The 16,547-nt window shown below is 61.1% G+C and carries 9 protein-coding genes and 7 pseudogenes; 9 read left to right on the top strand and 7 right to left on the bottom strand.

Annotation, left to right across the window (positions count from 1 at the left end):
- Positions 1-385 precede the first annotated feature (385 nt).
- From tnpC to P0R31_RS41235, 3 genes and pseudogenes are all read right to left on the bottom strand, one after another.
- A pseudogene (tnpC, locus tag P0R31_RS39290) lies at positions 386-1,398 on the bottom strand (IS66 family transposase).
- Between the two features lie 41 nt (positions 1,399-1,439).
- Positions 1,440-1,754 (bottom strand): IS66 family insertion sequence element accessory protein TnpB, encoded by a 315-nt coding sequence (tnpB, locus tag P0R31_RS39280; protein WP_275520623.1) that lies wholly within the window; start codon positions 1,752-1,754, stop codon positions 1,440-1,442.
- A gap of 301 nt (positions 1,755-2,055) precedes the next feature.
- Positions 2,056-2,142, bottom strand: a pseudogene (locus tag P0R31_RS41235) (transposase); the annotation flags it as partial.
- A 517-nt stretch (positions 2,143-2,659) separates the two neighbouring features.
- Between P0R31_RS41235 and P0R31_RS39275 the strand changes: the two are divergent.
- Complete coding sequence (locus P0R31_RS39275; protein WP_275520621.1) at positions 2,660-3,232, top strand: PCC domain-containing protein; 573 nt, start codon at positions 2,660-2,662, stop codon at positions 3,230-3,232.
- Between the two features lie 411 nt (positions 3,233-3,643).
- The gene (locus P0R31_RS39270) at positions 3,644-4,294 is read left to right on the top strand and encodes a dienelactone hydrolase family protein (protein WP_275520619.1); all 651 of its coding nucleotides are present in this window, start codon (positions 3,644-3,646) and stop codon (positions 4,292-4,294) included.
- A gap of 503 nt (positions 4,295-4,797) precedes the next feature.
- Here P0R31_RS39270 and P0R31_RS39265 read toward each other — a convergent pair.
- Together P0R31_RS39265 and P0R31_RS39260 are read right to left on the bottom strand one after the other, a co-directional pair.
- Positions 4,798-6,018 (bottom strand): annotated as a pseudogene (locus tag P0R31_RS39265) (IS701 family transposase).
- A 58-nt stretch (positions 6,019-6,076) separates the two neighbouring features.
- Positions 6,077-6,343 (bottom strand): annotated as a pseudogene (locus P0R31_RS39260) (transposase); the annotation flags it as partial.
- Between the two features lie 886 nt (positions 6,344-7,229).
- Here P0R31_RS39260 and P0R31_RS40950 point away from each other — a divergent pair.
- The 5 genes and pseudogenes from P0R31_RS40950 to tnpB (P0R31_RS41230) all read left to right on the top strand — a co-directional run bounded on the left by P0R31_RS40950 (position 7,230) and on the right by tnpB (P0R31_RS41230) (position 12,521).
- A complete protein-coding gene (locus P0R31_RS40950) occupies positions 7,230-7,793 on the top strand; it encodes a reverse transcriptase domain-containing protein (protein WP_343299368.1) in 564 nt (187 codons plus the stop codon).
- A gap of 507 nt (positions 7,794-8,300) precedes the next feature.
- Positions 8,301-9,551: pseudogene (gene ltrA, locus P0R31_RS39245) on the top strand (group II intron reverse transcriptase/maturase).
- A gap of 302 nt (positions 9,552-9,853) precedes the next feature.
- Positions 9,854-10,183 (top strand): hypothetical protein, encoded by a 330-nt coding sequence (locus tag P0R31_RS39240; RefSeq protein ID WP_275520617.1) that lies wholly within the window; start codon positions 9,854-9,856, stop codon positions 10,181-10,183.
- 1,737 nt (positions 10,184-11,920) lie between these two features.
- Positions 11,921-12,343: an IS66-like element accessory protein TnpA gene (gene tnpA, locus P0R31_RS39235; protein WP_275520615.1), complete on the top strand. Its 423-nt coding sequence runs from the start codon at positions 11,921-11,923 to the stop codon at positions 12,341-12,343.
- A gap of 91 nt (positions 12,344-12,434) precedes the next feature.
- The gene (gene tnpB, locus P0R31_RS41230; protein ID WP_430516893.1) at positions 12,435-12,521 is read left to right on the top strand and encodes an IS66 family insertion sequence element accessory protein TnpB; all 87 of its coding nucleotides are present in this window, start codon (positions 12,435-12,437) and stop codon (positions 12,519-12,521) included.
- Between the two features lie 222 nt (positions 12,522-12,743).
- On the opposite strand, the pseudogene P0R31_RS39230 reads toward tnpB (P0R31_RS41230), so the two are convergent.
- A pseudogene (locus tag P0R31_RS39230) lies at positions 12,744-12,987 on the bottom strand (sigma factor-like helix-turn-helix DNA-binding protein); the annotation flags it as partial.
- Between the two features lie 371 nt (positions 12,988-13,358).
- On the opposite strand from P0R31_RS39230, the pseudogene istA reads away from it, so the two are divergent.
- Both istA and istB read left to right on the top strand, forming a co-directional pair.
- Positions 13,359-14,672, top strand: a pseudogene (gene istA, locus P0R31_RS39225) (IS21 family transposase); the annotation flags it as partial.
- A gap of 11 nt (positions 14,673-14,683) precedes the next feature.
- On the top strand, positions 14,684-15,427 hold the full coding sequence (gene istB, locus P0R31_RS39220; RefSeq protein WP_275520613.1) for an IS21-like element helper ATPase IstB: 744 nt from the start codon (positions 14,684-14,686) through the stop codon (positions 15,425-15,427).
- A 178-nt stretch (positions 15,428-15,605) separates the two neighbouring features.
- Here istB and P0R31_RS39215 read toward each other — a convergent pair whose 3' ends face one another.
- On the bottom strand, positions 15,606-16,379 hold the full coding sequence (locus tag P0R31_RS39215; protein WP_275520627.1) for a transposase: 774 nt from the start codon (positions 16,377-16,379) through the stop codon (positions 15,606-15,608).
- Positions 16,380-16,547 lie beyond the last annotated feature (168 nt).

Here is a 16,547-nt window from a genome sequence, read left to right as displayed (position 1 = left end):
GGTCACCGGTGAGCGACAGCACGCCTCAAGCACCTTGCGATCTTTCCTCGAAAGGTGGACTTCTCTTCCTTCGGGTATCATCCATATCTTGAATCACGACTCACGATCCAAGAAAAGTGGGTACTAGGCTGTCCCCGTCAATGACTGACATCCTGTTCCGCTGCGGCCGAGACGCTCGGCACCCATCGCGGCCGACCCCACCTCGGCACCCACCTCGGCGTGACTGCCGTCCTCCATGCCTGGGGCCAGAAGCTGTAACGGCATCTGCATGTCCACTATGTCGTGCCCGATTGATCTTCGCCCAAGGGCACACGGGTTAAGCGGCAAGCTGCGGCCGTCAGGCGGCGTGGTTCCATGGTATAAGGGCGTCGATTTCGCTGCTCGACTAGCCGTTGGCGATACGCTGCAGCGTTAGGCTGAGCCAGGCGAACGGATCGACGTTGTTCATTTTCGCCGTCTGCAGCAGTGTTGCGATGGTCGCCTAGGTTCGTCCGCCGCCGTCGCTGCCCGCGAAGAGGCTATTCTTTCTTGTAATTGTCTGTGGTCTGATGGCGCGTTCGACGATGTTGGAGTCGAGCTCAATGCGGCCGTCGGTCAGGAAGCGCTTGAAGATGGCGCGGCGCGAGACGGCATAGCGGCTTGCCTCAGCGAGTTTTGACTTGCCGGAGATCCGCCGCAAGGTCTGCTGCCAGAGATCGAAGAGATCTGTGACGATCACCGCGGAGGCTTGCTGGCGCGCGGCAACGCGAGCGTCGGGGCTTTGGCCGCGCACGGTTTTCTCGAGCTACCAGAGCTTCGCCATCCGCTCGACCATCGCCGTTGCCACTTCTGAGCTTCCTGCAACATGCAGCTCGTAGAACTTGCGCCGGCTGTGTGACCAGCAGCCAGCCAATGTGACGCCGTCATTGCCGCGATCGGATAGCGCCAGCTTGTTATAGGCGGCGTATCCATCAACCTGCAGGATCCCGTGATAACCATTGAGATGCCGGACCGCGCATTCGCCGGCGCGGCTGTCTTCGAAGCGATAAGCCACCATCGTCGGACCGCTGCGACCAAAGTCGGTCATCCCCGGCATAGGCCCACAAATAGGCTGTCTTCGTCGATCCGGAGCCCGGAGCGAGCCTTGGCAGAGTGGTTTCGTCGGCAAAGACCCGTTCGGCCTTCTTGACCTCGCTGAAGATGTAGTCGGCCATGATCTCGATGGCCGAACCGGGCGCGAAGGCCTTCAGGATCTGCGTCAGCCGCTCGATGCGCGTATCAGCATCGGCGTTTGCGGGCCTTGAGATCGGCGACTTCGCTCGCCAGGGCATCGGCGCGGGCCACTTTCTCGGCCATGGCAAGCACCATGGCCTTCAGCGTCTCTACGTCACTCGGGAGGCTGAGATCGGGCGGCGTAATTGACCGACCAGAGCACATTTTGCCCCGGTTCTCCCGCCCTTTCAGCTCACTGATTCACTTCGCCGCAGTGCTTTTACCCAACAATCTCCGGCGGCCTGACCGGCACAGCCCGCACCCGCTTCCAATCCCATCCCGTCCACCAGTGCCATCAACTGTGCCGGATACATCTGCACCCGATGATGCCCGATCCGCGGCCAGCAGAACTTCGCCTTCTCGAGACGTTTTAAATAGAGGCACACGCCGGAGCCATCCCACCACACGATCTTGATTCTGTCGGCTCTTTTGGCCCGGAACACATAAAGCGCCCCATCGAACGGATCTGAGCCCGCATCGCGCAACCAGCGCAACAAGGCCATCGATACCCTTACGGAAGTCGACCGGATGGCTGGCCAGGAACACCTTCACACCAGAGGGAATCATGCCCAACGGACCGCCCGGATCACGCGCTGCAAATGCGCCTCGTCGATATTCCCGCCGGCGCGCACGATCACCTCCCCAATGTAAATCTCGATCACTGACATGCACGCCATCGCGAACGCTGCGAGGGGTAAGTTCGTTCGGCCCGCGCATCACGGTGCCAGGCGAACAGCTGCAACGGATCAATGCCGATGCGATGGGCGATGCCGATACACTCGCGCCGGGCTCCAGCGCCTCTGCCACGACTTGTGCCTTGAACTCATCCGACCAGCGTCGGCGAAGTTGTCGCGGGGTCCCCTCAAGACGCTCGGCGACCGCTTCGATCATATGGAAGGTTCTAGTTTCAGAGCTAAGCGCAGACATAGAAGCTCACATCGGCTCACAGACCCGCAGCCGATAGCCGATCGCTCACTCACTCCGCCAGATGGGATTTCTTTGCCGCTTACACCCGGGTCGCTTGCCGGCCCTGCTTCTTCCCGGCGGTGCGCGTGCTCTCTCGGCCGTTCGGGCGCTTTTTCTACAAGAACCGCTAGCAGGCCAGATTCACCGTGCGCTCTTTGCGTTCTCAACTCTAACTAATTCTGTAGCTGTCCTCGCGATCTAGCAGGTGGTTTACTTCGATCCCAAGAGCCCAAACGACCTAGTGATTTGCTCATGTCACCCGAGAGGCGACGTTTGATCGCACAGAAGCGTCGCATTCTCGAGTTCAGGCGAAGAATTGCGTCGTTACAGAACACCACATCGCGGAAATTCGACTGCGGAATCCCGTAGGGTCCCCACGGAACGGTCCGGGCTGACAAACAGTCCCAGAAGTTCGCGCGTTAATCATTTTCGGGGGTGCGGTATGAAGAAAGAAAGGCAGTCATTCAGCGGGAAAATCGAGGAGGTCATCTACGCTCGCCTTGAGCACGGCGAAGACCTGCTTCGAGCCCTTTGGGACATCTGCGAGAAACACGATGTCAAAACCGGTGTCCTTCTGGACGCGACCGGCACGTTGGATACGGTTCGGCTGATGCGGCCACCCCACCAGCCGCGAAAAGGAACGGACGGGATCGACATGGTTCAGATGCCTGGGTACCTGGAGGTGAGCGCTCATGGCCTCATTGGGATGGGCTGGGTTCCGGGCCCGTCGGTGCAACTGCCGCCAGCGTTTATGACTGAGATCGACACGGGCTTCGGTGCGGCAGGCTTCGTGGGACACAAGACCCCCTATTGCCACGTTCATATTACGGTGACGAACTCTTCGGAGACAGTCTGTGGCCACCTCATGGAGGGGTCAACGGTTTGCCGCAACAGTTATGACGGGAAAGCTGAAGTGCCGACTCACTTTTCAGTGGTCATCGCAAAAGTCTCCGGGGTCATTTTGAGAGCAAACATGGACATGCGCGGCATGTATCACGACATCATCCCGGCGTAGGCGTGCACAGTGCAGTCGGGCGTCAAAGCGAATTTCCTGCCGATGGACGATCTCGCGGTCCATCGGCCAGCGGCGAGCCTCAGGCTGACGGCTACGGAATTGAACGTGCGATGGGTCAGCATCAGATCCAGGAGCTGATAGCTAGGTTGAGCCGCGGATGTTGCATACAAACGGCAGCGCAGGCTCGTCTCGGACGGGTTGGCCTCGAGCCGAATTGTTAGGATGGAATTCACCGCGCCGTAGCGGCGCGCGCTCACCAGCGGGCGCGCTCGCAGCCGCTTCCACGGGACCGAGGCCCTGGCGCTGATCTGCCAGCCACTGTCGACCCACAGCGGCGGTTCTTGCCAAGGATCAGTCTTGAGACCACGCGTCCCGTCCCCAAGGAGCGGCGGGCAAGCATGGAGGGCATTCATGAGCCAGGAACAGGTGCGCATCAAAGCGAAGGATGGCTATTGTTGGGCCTGGGTCTTTACACCCGATGGTCTAGGGTCCTGGCCGAGCGTTATCTTCTACATGGACGCGTTCGGCATCCGGCCCGGCATGAAGCAGATGGCGCAGCACATCGCTGACCAGGGGTACGTCGTGCTCCTGCCCGACCTCTTCTATCGCTATGGCGCCTATGGTCCCCTGGACCCGAAGGAGGTGCTCCAGGGCGAGTTCCAGGCCATCGTTGGCCCGCTGATGGGCAGTACCGACAACCACAAGGCTGGCGAGGACACCGCCGCGTTGCTGGCCTATCCCGATAGCCGCCCAGACGTGGCCGGTGACAAGGTGGGCACGGTTGGCTTCTGTATGGGCGGCGGCATGGCGCTTACCGCCGCCGCCTTCTATCCAGACCGGATCGCCGCCGCCGCCAGTTTCCACGGCGGAAACTTGGCGACGGACTTGTCCATCAGCCCGCACCTACAAGCGACCAGGATCAAGGGCGAGGTCTATGTCGCTGTCGCCGACAACGATGCCAGCTATCCTCCTGAGATGGCGAAGCGCTTTGACGCGGCCATGGAAGCTGCCGGCGTCAACTATGCTAGCGAGTTTTTGCGGGAAAGGCGCACGGCTGGATGAAACCAGACATGCCCGTCTACGACGCGGAGGCGGCCGGCTGTGGTTGGGCCAAGCTTTCGGAGCTCTACGCACGCAATCTACGCTGAGCGCGAACGCGCGCCGCCGCTTCTGTGCGCCTAGCGAAGCTGCATCGCGCCAGCAAATCCAGACATTCGCGTATCCACGCTGGACGCCTGCCGCTCGATCCGATTTCGGCTCCGTCCTTATGGATAAGCCGCGGATTGGACTGCTGACCTTCTACGTCGGCCCGCAATTTAGGCAGAATGAGTGTTCTTTCTTGGCCTAGATCCTGCCGTTCTCGAGCAGAGCCCGGAAGGGCTGCTCGACCTGCTACACAACTTGGTTCTAACATTACAGTTGCAGTTTTTTCTTGAGATGGGCTTTGCGCGCGTTGGCCTGATGAGCCCTGCGCCAGGACGACCATGCGGGGATGTGGGCGTGCGGGATGCGCCGCTGGGCTAGCTTCAGAGCGATGCGCCGGATTTCCTAGATCGACCAGCGGATCAAGAACGATGCTTCGGTCGAGGCCGCAGTCGCGTTTTTTTGAGCGATGGCCAGGTGTTGGCCCGATGACGGATGACGGCCGTCATGGCGAAGGCAAGCATGACGAGTGAGACATGGCGGTGCCAGCCATGCCAGGAACGGGTTTCGTTGTGATCAAGGCCGAGCTCGTTCTTAGCAGTTTCGAAGCTGTCCTCGTTGGCCCAGCGATGGCCTTCCACCGACACCAGATTCTGCATAGACGTGCCCTTGGGGCACCATGTGGAGAAAAAAGCCAAGCTGCCGTCGGCGATGTTGCGGCGGATCAGAAGACCTCGCGTCCATTCCCGGCAAGCTCGTCGTTGTATTCACTGGCGTCGAGATCGGCCAATTCGAGATAGGCCCAGTCGTGCCAGCGCGGACCTTTGGTCCCTCCGCCGGACGACAGGCGGCGCCAGGCCTTCTTGGGAAGGCTCTGCGCGATCGCGGAGGCGGTGCCGGCGAGAGCCTGCTGCTTACCCCAAGAGTGAAACACATGATTGGAAGCAACACCCAGAACATAGCCTTTGCCCGCCTTGCGCAGCAGGGTTTCGATCTCCGCGGTGCCATACACGCTGTCCGCAGCCACAAACGAGAACGGCACCTTGGCGGCGATCGCGCGCGTGATCATTTGACGCGCGATCTTGGGCTTCGTCGCAAAGCCCACATCGCTCGGTACATGTGCTGCCTTCAGGCGAGCGGGTTCATCCGTCATTTCCTTTGGCAGGTAGAGCGCCCGGTCGATGAAGGCATGGCCGTGCCGCGACACATAGGAGACGAACACTCCGATTTGGCAATTGGTGATCTTGCCCGCCGAGCCAGTGTACTGGCGTGCGACACCGCACGAGGCCGCCCTGCTTCAGAAAGCCGGTCTCATCGATGACTAGGACCGCGTCCTCATCGCCAAGCGTTTCTAGTGCGTACTCACGCACAATGTCGCGTAGCGCGTCTGCATCCCACTGCCCCCGGCCAAGGATCGACTGCTGGCGCCACGGGCCTGGATCGCCGGCAGCTTCCGCCCGCATCCAACCCGTCTTGCGCGGCTCGTTGCCCAACAGTCCGTCGAGAAACTGCGCCGCCGAGGCCGCGACCCGCTCGTGCGTAAACAGCGGACGGATGCGTTGCTTGGCATCTCGCAACGACGAAGCCCAGAGCGTCAGTGTATCCTCGACCGACGCACCACCAATCATCAGATCCCGAATCATGGTCACCCATGGATTCAGAACCTTCAAGAAGATGCAACTGTAATGCTAAGGCTCGGACTCAATTGATCCAATAGGCAACGATGGCGGCGAGATGGACGGCAGCCAAGAAGTTCCTGGCTAGTTTGTCGTAGCGAGTTGCGACACGCCTGAAATCCTTGAGGCGGCAGAAACAGCGCTCGATGACGTTGCGCCCCTGTAGGCACGTTTGCTGAAGCTGTGGAGAGTGACCCTGTTGGATTTGTTTGGAATGACGGGCTTGGCACCACGATCGACGATTTCGACTCGAAAGCCGTCGCCGTCGTACCCTTTGTCGCCAATGAGGGCAGACATGGGTGGCGCGAGTTCCAAAAGATCAGCGTCCTGGCCTTGGAGTGAGATGAAATGCGCAAGGTCTGCAGTCAGGGTCGCTCAGCGCGTGGATTTTCGTGGTCCGCCCGCCGCGCGAGCGGCTTCGCTACCAGCTACACCACTCCTTGGGAGTACGTCATGCCAAGCTGATGATTGCTTGTGGGTGCAAGTCCCATCCGGCCGAAGCCGTAGCAGGCAAGCCGGAACCGAGTCTTGCGGGCGTCGCGGCACGCTGGGGTCCGAAGTGTAGAAGGGAGTCGTGCGGGGTGCGGGAATGAGCCTCGAAAGGTGGATGTTCGCGGAGGCCGAGTGTGTTCCCTAAGCACGAAGGATGCATGAGCATCGTCGATACGCGAGACGATGCCGCTCCGTCGGGGTAGATGGCCTCATCACGCACGGAAGGTAATCATCGGAACATGAGAGGCCCGACCGGGTCCGCTGGATTGGTCTCCAGCGGGGGACAGCGGCAAGGCACTGCCGGAGCCGTTGTTCGAGCTGAGGTCGGGAGTCGGACTGGTCCATACTACCTGTGAAGTCGTCGAAGGTAACGAGACGCATGGAGGGAAGGGACCAGCCCGAGGGGAGCCTGCGCGAGGAGGCCAGGGTCCGGACACAGAGCCGGGTTACCTTGCCGCCGAACCTCAAGCGGGTGAACGCGGCAGCCAAGCAGGCTGCCCAAACCCGGTTCACGGCTCTGCTGCACCATGTCGATGAAGCCGCTCTGCTTCGGGCGTTTCGACGACAGAAGCGGCAGGCCAGCGCGGGGGTCTATGGGTGACCGTGGCGAAGTACGAAGAGGGGCTGACGGATAACCTCCGCCACCTCTGCGGACGAGTCCACACCGGTCGTTTCGGCCACAGCCGGTGCGGCGCGTCTACATCCCCAAAGCCGATGGCGGCAAGCGGCCTCTCGGCGTGCCGGCGCTCGAGGACAAGATTGTCCAAAGCGCGGTGGCCGAGGTGCTGAGCGCCGTCTACGAGGCCGACTTCCTCGGGTTCTCCTATGGCTTCCGGCCGGGGCGGAATCCTCACATCGCGCTTGATGCTCTGCATACGGCGATCATGAGCCAGCACGTGAACTGGGTGCTCGATGCCGACATACGCAGCTTCTTCGACTCGGTCGACCACGAGTGGCTGTTGCGGATGGTGGCACACAGGATCGCCGATCCTCGCATCTTGCAGCTCATCGGGCTGTGGCTGCGAGCCGGCGTTCTTGAGAGCGGCGAGAAGCAAGAGACGGACAGGGGGCACGCCGCAAGGGGCGGGCATCAGCCCGCTCCTTGCCAACATCTACCTGCACTACATCCTCGATCTCTGGACCCAGAAATGGCGTCATCGCCACGCACGCGGTCGTATCGTGATCGTGCGCTACGCGGACGACTGTGCGCCACGACGGCGCGAAGGAGGTGTGATGTAGAGCAGCTTTGAGTAGCCTTGCTGCACAGAAGATGGGGGTCGGCCCCTCGAACTCGGGTTGCAGGATCAGGGTTCAAACCACCGGCTGCTGCTTCGGCCCAATGGTCGAGGTGGTGAGCGAGACCGGAAAAGGCAGAGCAAGACTCTGTCAGGTAAGGATCGAGGAGATGAGCGCAAGCGAACCACCGATGAACTGTCGAAAGCGTAGGGAAGACGTCAAAACCAAGGGGTAGTCGTTATCTTGGGATCAGTCTGAGCGATACCTGTTTACGGCTCAGGCGGCGTCCGGCAGGCGAGGTGGCATGACCTCGGTTCAGGCTTCTGTGCGGAACGTGGGAACCTGTATCGCGATGCCAAGGGAATGGTTCAAGTGGAAGCCCCACAAGAGTCTGAGTACCAATGCGCGATGCAGGGACGGAGCCGTGTGTAGTAGTGACGAAGGCACTGTAACGGTGGCGGAGCGAAGGCACGGCACCGTCCCGCTTGATTGGAAGAACAACCGGAAACGGGAGGACTCTTTTGGGTCAGGCAAAGCCGTATGACATCCCCAAGCGCTGGGTTTGGGAGGCGTACAAACGGGTTAAAGCAAATCGGGGCGCTGCCGGCGTGGACGAGCAGTCGATCGAGGTGTTCGAGGCAGACTTGCAGAGCAATCTGTACAAGCTCTGGAATCGAATGTCTTCGGGCAGCTACTTTCCACCGCCGGTCAAGCGTGCGCAGATCGACAAGCGCGACGGCGGGAAGAGGCCGCTAGGAATTCCTACGGTGTAGGATCGCGTTGCTCAGGCGGTCGTCAAAGGATATCTGGAGCCGGATTTGGAGAAGCACTTTCATCCAGACTCGTTCGGATATCGACCCGGAAAATCGGCGCTCGATGCCGTTGGGGTTGCTCGTCAGCGATGCTGGCGGCATCCCTTCGTGCTCGATCTCGACATTCGGGCCTATTTTGACTCGATATCGCATGAGCTTTTGCTCAAGGCGACTCGGAAGCACACGGACTGCGCTTGGGTGTTGTTGTACATTGAACGGTGGCTTAAAGCTCCCGTTCAACTGGAAGACGGCACCCTTGATCCCCGAGAGAAGGGCACGCCGCAGGGGTCGGTGGTATCACCACTGCTGGCGAATCTCTTTCTCCACTATGCGTTCGACATGTGGATGCGAAGAAATCATCCGAGCATCCCGTTCGAGCGTTATGCCGATGATATTCTCTGCCATTGCGATAGTGAGCGGCAGGCACAAGATCTGAAGGAGGCGCTTGCGAAGCGCTTTGCCGAATGCGGACTGGAGCTTCATCCGGACAAGACGAAAATAGTCTATTGTAAGGATGACGACCGGCGAGGTGATTATCCTGAACAGAAATTCGACTTTTTGGGCTACACGTTTCGTGCCCGTCGGTCGAAGAACCGTTGGGGAAAGCACTTCGTCAACTTCAGCCCCGGTGTCAGCAATGCCGCGACGAAGGCAATCCGACAGGAAATCCGTGCCTGGCAACTACGCTGCCGGGTGGACAAGAGGATCGACGACCTGGCGAGGATGTTCAACCCGATCATTCGAGGCTGGATGAACTACTATGGTCGGTACTACAAATCGGCGCTTTACCCGACACTACGCCATCTCGACCGATGTCTCGCGCGATGGGCGATGTCGAAATACAAACGTCTGCGGCGACATCGAAGACGGGCAGAGCACTGGGTACGGGACATTGCTTGCCGCACCCCCACGCTGCTGGCCCATTGGCCGATGCTGCACAAGACAGCGGCTGGACGGTAAGAGCCGGATGAGCGGAGACGTTCACGTCCGGATCTGTGAGCGCCTGGGGGTGAGACTCCCCCGGGCGACTCGACACGTCATGGGCTTTGAGAGCAAGGCCGATGCGCAGGAAATGCTCTTGGCCCTCAAGGTGCGGCTGGCCGGCTTCGGCCTGATGCTTCATGAGGACAAGACGCGGCTGATCGAGTTTGGCCGGTTCGCGGCCGTCTCGCGTCAGCGGCGGGGCGAGCGGCGGCCAGAGACCTTCGCCTTCCTCGGCTTTACCCACTACTGCGGGGCGGACCCGAGATGGCCGGTTCATCGTGAAGCACAAGACGGAAGGGAAACGCCTGACGCGCAAGCTGACGGCGTTGCGGCAGGAGGCCTGGCGGCTCATGCACGCGCCACTGGCCACGCAGTACGAGTGGTTCGCCGCCGTTCTGCGCGGGCACTACGGCTACTATGGCAGGCCGCACAACTATCCAGCGCTCAACGGCTTCTACCGCGAAGTGCGTCGAACCTGGCTGCGTTGTCTGAGACGGCGCAGCCAGAAAAGTCGGCGCATGAGCTGGCCGGAGTTCGAGACCCTGACGGCACGCTTCCGCCTGCCAACTCCACGCATCACTCGCACATGGGCGCAGGCGCGGATATGACGCGGGTTACCCTCGGGAAGAGCCGGGTGCGGGTGGATCTAGGTATGGGCCCTGACAAAGCGGCCAGTGCTCAAACGCGTAGTGAAATCGCAGGGCGAATATTGGCGCCTCAGCGACACTTAGCGGATGCCAATCGAACTTCGTCGACTGTGCCGAATGCCGAATTTTTATGGTCCGGTAGAAGTTGCATTTGTCGGATCAATCATGCCTTATGGCAAGTGGTCTTGAGTTGGTGAACAGGAACGAAAATGGGGTCGGGTGGATGCCAGCTGATGTGACGCAACACAATTCGCGCGGACTGGGCCACTTTATCCGTGACGTTCCCAAATCATTAGGTCGCGTAGTCCGGGCTGGTGCGGTCAAGGCGGCGGTTGAGGGCGCCCGGAAGCCGAAGGGTTCCAAGTGGCCCTTTCGTTGGAGCGGCGTATCGAGCGTCGAGTCTGTCGACGACAGAGCAATCGTTTTGCCACCTTCTCATCTTCGGGATAGGTCGTGATAGGCAAGGTCGCCGTACAAGCACATTGACTTTCGAAGCAATGGCAACACTTCCTACTCCCGCGACCGCCATGCCAGCCCGAGTGCGCGTGTGAACCATGCACTGAGCGTCATCACGAATCATGTGCACTTGGATCACGAACCCGCGTTGTCTATTTAGTATTCCTCCACCCTCTGAATGGTATGACCTTCCGGGTCTACGACTACTGATTTCGTCGAACATCATGCCATACCGATTGAAGAGGAAACGATGCTCCTTGCCGGCCGGCACGGATAAGTGGGGGAAGATTAGGCCGCCCATGCTGCAGTAAGCGATCGGGCGATACGCCGCAGACACATCGCAATGAATGTTCAATTCGTGGATGGCATCGTTAGCCGCGCGCGGTGAAACACGAGAGGTACTTCGGCTTTGCTCTTTGTCGGTATCGCAGCGCAATCACAAGCTCACTTGCCGGAGTAAACCAGAGCAGATCGAGTGTGCCGTTTGATTTAGCTCTGGCGAACGCCTTGTCGGAAGGAAGTGTTTTCCTCGGCCCGCAGCCGATCATGTTCTCGACAGTCAAATATCTACCATGAGCTGGGCGGCAGTAATGACTGCCGCTCTCTTCGTCCCGCAAGTGCCCCCCGTTCCTCTTGAAGGAACTCATGTATGCTTGCGCTGACGTTGTTGTCACGAAGCAGAGTTTAACCGCTTGGGTGAGCGTAAGAAGGAAAACCGAGCATCGAAAACGAGGGACGATCGGCCGACAATTCAAGTGACGGTGATGGCAATTCGGTATCGGGAATTCGACAGCCGACGATGTCGCGTGTGGTGCGAGACGATGCCAGTTCACGACACCTTCAATCTTCGTGCCTGCTGACCGCCTTCCTAATTCTTAAGCCTTGCTGGGGAATCAAAGCCCCTTGCCGAGCTCGGGAAACGAGAGCGCGCAGCATATCGTCGAGCGCCACTCACCCAGTGTATGTGGTGCGCGCCTGTAGGATCAGCCTCGGATCGGTCCGGGAATTGAGGTCGCAGATGCGCTAAGAGGCGGCGAGATCGCAACGCAAACTGCCATTCCACTCCGCTATCGTCGTCCTTGTCTCGTCCGCGACAGCCGTTGGCGAGTGTCGAGTATCGGGGGCTTTTGGACGTCAGTCATGTGCCCGTGAGACACGCCTCAACGTAAGCGCTAAGCGGAAACCCTTGCTTCGGGACTGGGATGGCTGCGAAGAAGCCTCCGGTTAGGACGGAGGCTTCGCATGGGATTGGACAGCAAAAAGGACGTCTATTTGGACCGCTCATCGGCGGGGTCGGTGAGCCGGCTGGAGATTCTTGAAGGGCCGTCAGGACGTCGTGTGCGGTCGGAAGCTGAGAGAGCTCGGATCGCCGCGGAGAGTCTGTTGCCCGGCGTCCAGGTATCCGAGGTAGCGCGCAAGCACGGAGTGACGCGCTGGCAGGTCTACGATTGGCGACGGCGGTTTCGACAGCGAGGTATGTTGCCGCCGTGGGAGGCGTCTCCACCAACGTTTGCGCCGCTGGTTGTGGAAGATGCGTTGGAGGAGCGTCAGGCTCCGGTGGTCAAGCTTGAGATTGCGATCGGCGATGTCGTGCTGCGGACTGACACAGCCATAGATGCTGACCAGCTATCCCGGGTGATCCGTGCGGTGCGAGCGTCACGATGATCGCGGCCGGTGCTGATCTGAAGATTTACGTTGCCACGCGGCCGATCGACTTCCGCTGTGGCCACGGGGGCTTGCGGCGAAGATACAGGAGATGCTTCGTCTCGATCCGTTCAGCGGCGCAGCCTTCGTGTTCCGATCGAAACGAGCGGACCGGATCAAGATTTTGGTCTGGGATTGAACGGGTCTGGTGTTGGTGCACAAACGCCTCGAAGGTTGCAAGTTCGTTTGGCCAACGATCGCGGACGGAGTGATGCGCATGTCGCCGGCTATGTTCGCTGCCTTGTTCGAAGGGCTGGATTGGAGATTGGTGCGCCCGGAAGAAGCACGGCGCCCGCAGGTGGCGGGATAACTGCGGCAGAATGACTCGGCAGCTATCTTGATCGTGGCACCCGCGGCGGATGCGACGATGACCCTGCCGGTTGCCATTGCCGGTCTTGGCGAACAGGCGGGCCTCCAGGACCGCGTCGGTCACATCGTCCGGCAACGGCCAGCTCAGGCCTGCGGCCTCGAACCGCCGGATGGTCAGCCGCACTGTCGAGGGCGCTGCGCCCATCCGCCGCGCAATCTCGCGGCTCGGCAGCCCAGCCGCCTTTCATCCTGATCACATCGCGCACACGGCGCATCGCAAGCCTCTCCGTCGGCATCCAGGGTCCCCCTCGCAAAGCCGAAAGGGGGACCCTAAGGGAGCCAGAAGAGGCCTCGTCACCCGGGCGACATCATCCCGGAACGGTGGGCGAGATCATCTCGGAATGCTGGGCGACATCGAGCGGAATCCGCACTCCACGTCTTCGAGCGGCAAATGGTACTGATCTGGTCGCAGCTTCTCGGATTTCGAGCCGAACTTGTCGCGTCGCAATTCGCCGAGAATGACCTCCAGCCGACGCCGCGCTTCCTCCGATGCCGCCAGTGCCCCCTGATGCTCGCTCAAGGCCGCCTGCGTTTGCGCCAGAAGCGCCTTTAGGCGTCGTTTTCGTCGCGCAGTGTCGCGATGCTCATGTGCTATTTCGAGCACATCGCCGCCGAGCCCGACTGGGCGGCGGTGCACCGCGAGCTCAAGCGCAAGCACGTGACGCTGTCGATCCTGTGGGAGGAGTACATCGGCGCCGAGCCCAGCGGATACCGGTACTCGCGCTTCTGCGAGCTTTACCGCGCCTGGGAGGGACGCCTGTCGGTGACGATGCGCCAGGCGCACGCGGCCGGCGACAAGCTGTTCGTCGACTACGCGGGCGACGGCGTGCCGGTGGTGGTCGACCGCCTCACCGGTGAGCGCAGAATGGCGCAGATCTTCGTGGCCGTGCTCGGCGCCTCGAGCTTCACCTACGCGCAGGCGACGTGGACGCAGGGGCTCGCCGACTGGATCAGCGCCCATGTTGGCGCCTTCGCGGCGATCGGCGGCGTCCCGGCGCTCTTGGTGCCTGACAACACCAAAGTCGCAGTCATCAAGGCGAGCCTCTACGACCCGCAGATCAATCGCACCTATGCGGAGATGGCCTCGCATTACGGCACGGCCGTCTTGCCGGCGCGACCGCGCAAGCCGCGCGACAAGGCCAAGGTTGAACAGGCCGTCCTCATTATCGAGCGCTGGCTGCTCGGCCGGCTGCGCCACCGCGTCTTCTACAGCCTCGCTGAGGTCAACGCAGCGATCGGCGAGTTGCTCACCAGGCTCAACGAGGAGCGGCCGATCCGACGGCTCGGGGTGACGCGCCGCCGGCTGCTCGAGGAGGTCGACCGGCCGGCGCTCAAGCCGTTGCCGACAAGCCCCTACGTGCTCGCGGAGTGGCGGATCCGCCGCGTCAGCCTCGACTACCACGTCGAGGTGGAGAAGCATTATTACAGCGTTCCGCATCGCTTCGCGCGTGCCGAGGTCGAGGTGCGGTTCACCGCCCGCACCGTCGAGATCTTCCACAAGGGCGAGCGGATCGCCGCGCATCAGCGCATGAGCGGTAATCACAAACACACCACCGTGCCGGAGCGCATGGCCTCTAGCCATCGGCGCTACGCCGGCTGGACCATCGCGCGCGTCCGCCAGGACGCTGCCGCGATTGGGCCGGCGACCAGCGCGTTGTGCGACCTCATTCTCGACGAGCGACGCTCGCACCCCGAGCAAGGCTTCCGCGCCTGCCTCGGCTCCTCAGGCTCGCCGCCTCCTACGGGCGCGGACGGCTGGACGCCGCGGCGGCGCGGGCGATCGACATCGGCGCGCGCACCTACGGCTCGGTCAAGTCGATCCTCGCCAACCAATCTCGATCGGCGTCCTGCTCACCAGCGCTCCGCGGACGATGCGCCGATCCTGCATGCAAACATCCGCGGACCGCGCTACTACAATTAGGAGATCATCCCTTGCTCACACATCCGACCCTCGACCGCCTCAACGCCCTCGGTCTCCACGGCATGGCCAAGGCCTTTGCCGACATCGAAGCCACCGGTGAGGCCGCAAGCCTCGGTCACGCCGAATGGCTTGCTCTGCTACTCGAACGTGAAGCCTCGCTGCGGCACGACAAACGGCTCGCCACACGCCTGCGCTACGCCAAGCTGCGCCAGCAGGCGTGCGTCGAGGACATTGACTACCGCACCCCGCGCGGCCTCGACCGCCCACTGTTTGCCAAGCTTGTCGAGGGCCGTTGGATCGACGACCATGTCAACCTGCTGATCTGCGGCCCGGCCGGCGTCGGCAAAAGCTGGCTCGCCTCGGCGCTCGGCAACAAGGCCTGCCGTGACAATCGCTCCGTGCTCTATCAACGTGTTCCGCGGCTGTTCGATGACCTCGCTCTCGCCCGCGGCGACGGCCGCCATCCACGCCTATTGCGCGGCCTCGGCCGTGTCGATCTGCTGATCCTCGATGATTGGGGGCTCGAGCCGCTCGATGCCGGCGCCCGTCACGACCTCCTGGAAATCCTCGAAGATCGCTACGGTCATCGCTCCACCATCGTCACCAGCCAGCTCCCCGTGGACCAGTGGCCTCTGCTCATTGGAGATCCCACCTATGCCGACGCCGTGCTCGATCGCCTCGTCCACAATGCCCATCGGCTCGACCTCACCGGTGAGAGCCTGCGCCGAACCCGGCAATCCGCCCGAAAGACCTGAGCGCTGTGGACATCCCGCTGCGCTTGGACAACGCAATCGAGACTGGGCAAGAACGTCTCGCAAAGCCTGACAGGATCAAAGTCGGGGCAGCCAGAGCAGTCCGTGCCGGGCAGCCTCTGCTTCTAGGAGTCTATAGCAGCCGCGTTCTGTTGATATGGAATCACGCCCGCCCTCGCGACTACTTGGCCAGGCTTGCGATGAACCCCTGAATGCCGAATATGCTTAGAACCCGGGTGAAGTTATAGCTCAGCACCATCAGGCTGCACTCTCCGCGCACCTTGTCAAAGCCACGCAGCAAGAAATGTCGGTATCCAGCGCGGCACTTAAGTGTACCGAAGGGGTGCTCGACCACGGCGGAACGGCGTCGCATCATTGCACCGGCATCGCGCATCCGGGCCAGATGTCGCTCGACAACGTCCTCATGCTCCCAGCGGTAAACGATCCGCAGCTTCGCCTTTTCCGTCAGGCAGGCCGCGCGCAAGGAGCAGGAGCCACAAGCAGCAACGCGGGCCGCATAACGGACCTGTAATTTGCCGGCAGCGTCCTGTTTGCGACCATTCATCGGCTTGAGCCGTTCTCCTGCCGGACAGTGGTAGACATCGGTATCGGCGTCATAATGGAAATCACCACGACCAAAACGTCCCTGTGCAGCGAGGCGCTGATTCCGTTCCGCTGGCGGGACATAGGCAGTGACCGCATCCGCTTCGCAGGCCTTCAACGTCTCACCGTTGTAGTATCCGGCATCAGCCACTGCCGTCAGTGTTGCGACTCCAAGTGCCGCCTTGGCCGCCGCTGCCATCGCATATAATTGGCCACTGTCATTGCCGTCATTGACCACCTCGCTGGCAACGATCAGCTTATGTTTTTCGTCGACAGCGAGCTGCACATTATATCCGGCGACTGTGTGGCCTCCCTTCGTCAGGAGGCGAGCGTCAGCGTCTGTGCGCGACAACTGTAGCTCACCGTTCCCTTCCAGGCGATTGAGATCCGCCTTAGCACTACTTTGGCAGATTCTATTTGCGCCCGTGTTTTTCAAGGATTTGTTTTCGGCAGTAGGGACACCGTTGAGGCGGCGGCCGAAGGATGAGATCGACGATGGCGTGACGTACGGCGGGCATGG

Source organism: Bradyrhizobium yuanmingense (genome assembly GCF_029167105.1).
GTDB lineage: Bacteria > Pseudomonadota > Alphaproteobacteria > Rhizobiales > Xanthobacteraceae > Bradyrhizobium > Bradyrhizobium yuanmingense_A.
The sequence above is the reverse complement of the archived record's forward strand: the minus strand, read 5'-3'. Positions and strand labels throughout refer to the sequence as shown.

Coding starts and splice junctions, on each gene's coding strand:
- tnpA (WP_275520615.1), top strand. CDS start 11,921: ATGGGATTGGACAGCAAAAAGGACGTCTATTTGGACCGCTCATCGGCG.
- tnpB (WP_430516893.1), top strand. CDS start 12,435: ATGCTTCGTCTCGATCCGTTCAGCGGCGCAGCCTTCGTGTTCCGATCG.
- P0R31_RS39270 (WP_275520619.1), top strand. CDS start 3,644: ATGAGCCAGGAACAGGTGCGCATCAAAGCGAAGGATGGCTATTGTTGG.
- P0R31_RS39275 (WP_275520621.1), top strand. CDS start 2,660: ATGAAGAAAGAAAGGCAGTCATTCAGCGGGAAAATCGAGGAGGTCATC.
- tnpB (WP_275520623.1), bottom strand. CDS start 1,754: ATGGCCTTGTTGCGCTGGTTGCGCGATGCGGGCTCAGATCCGTTCGAT.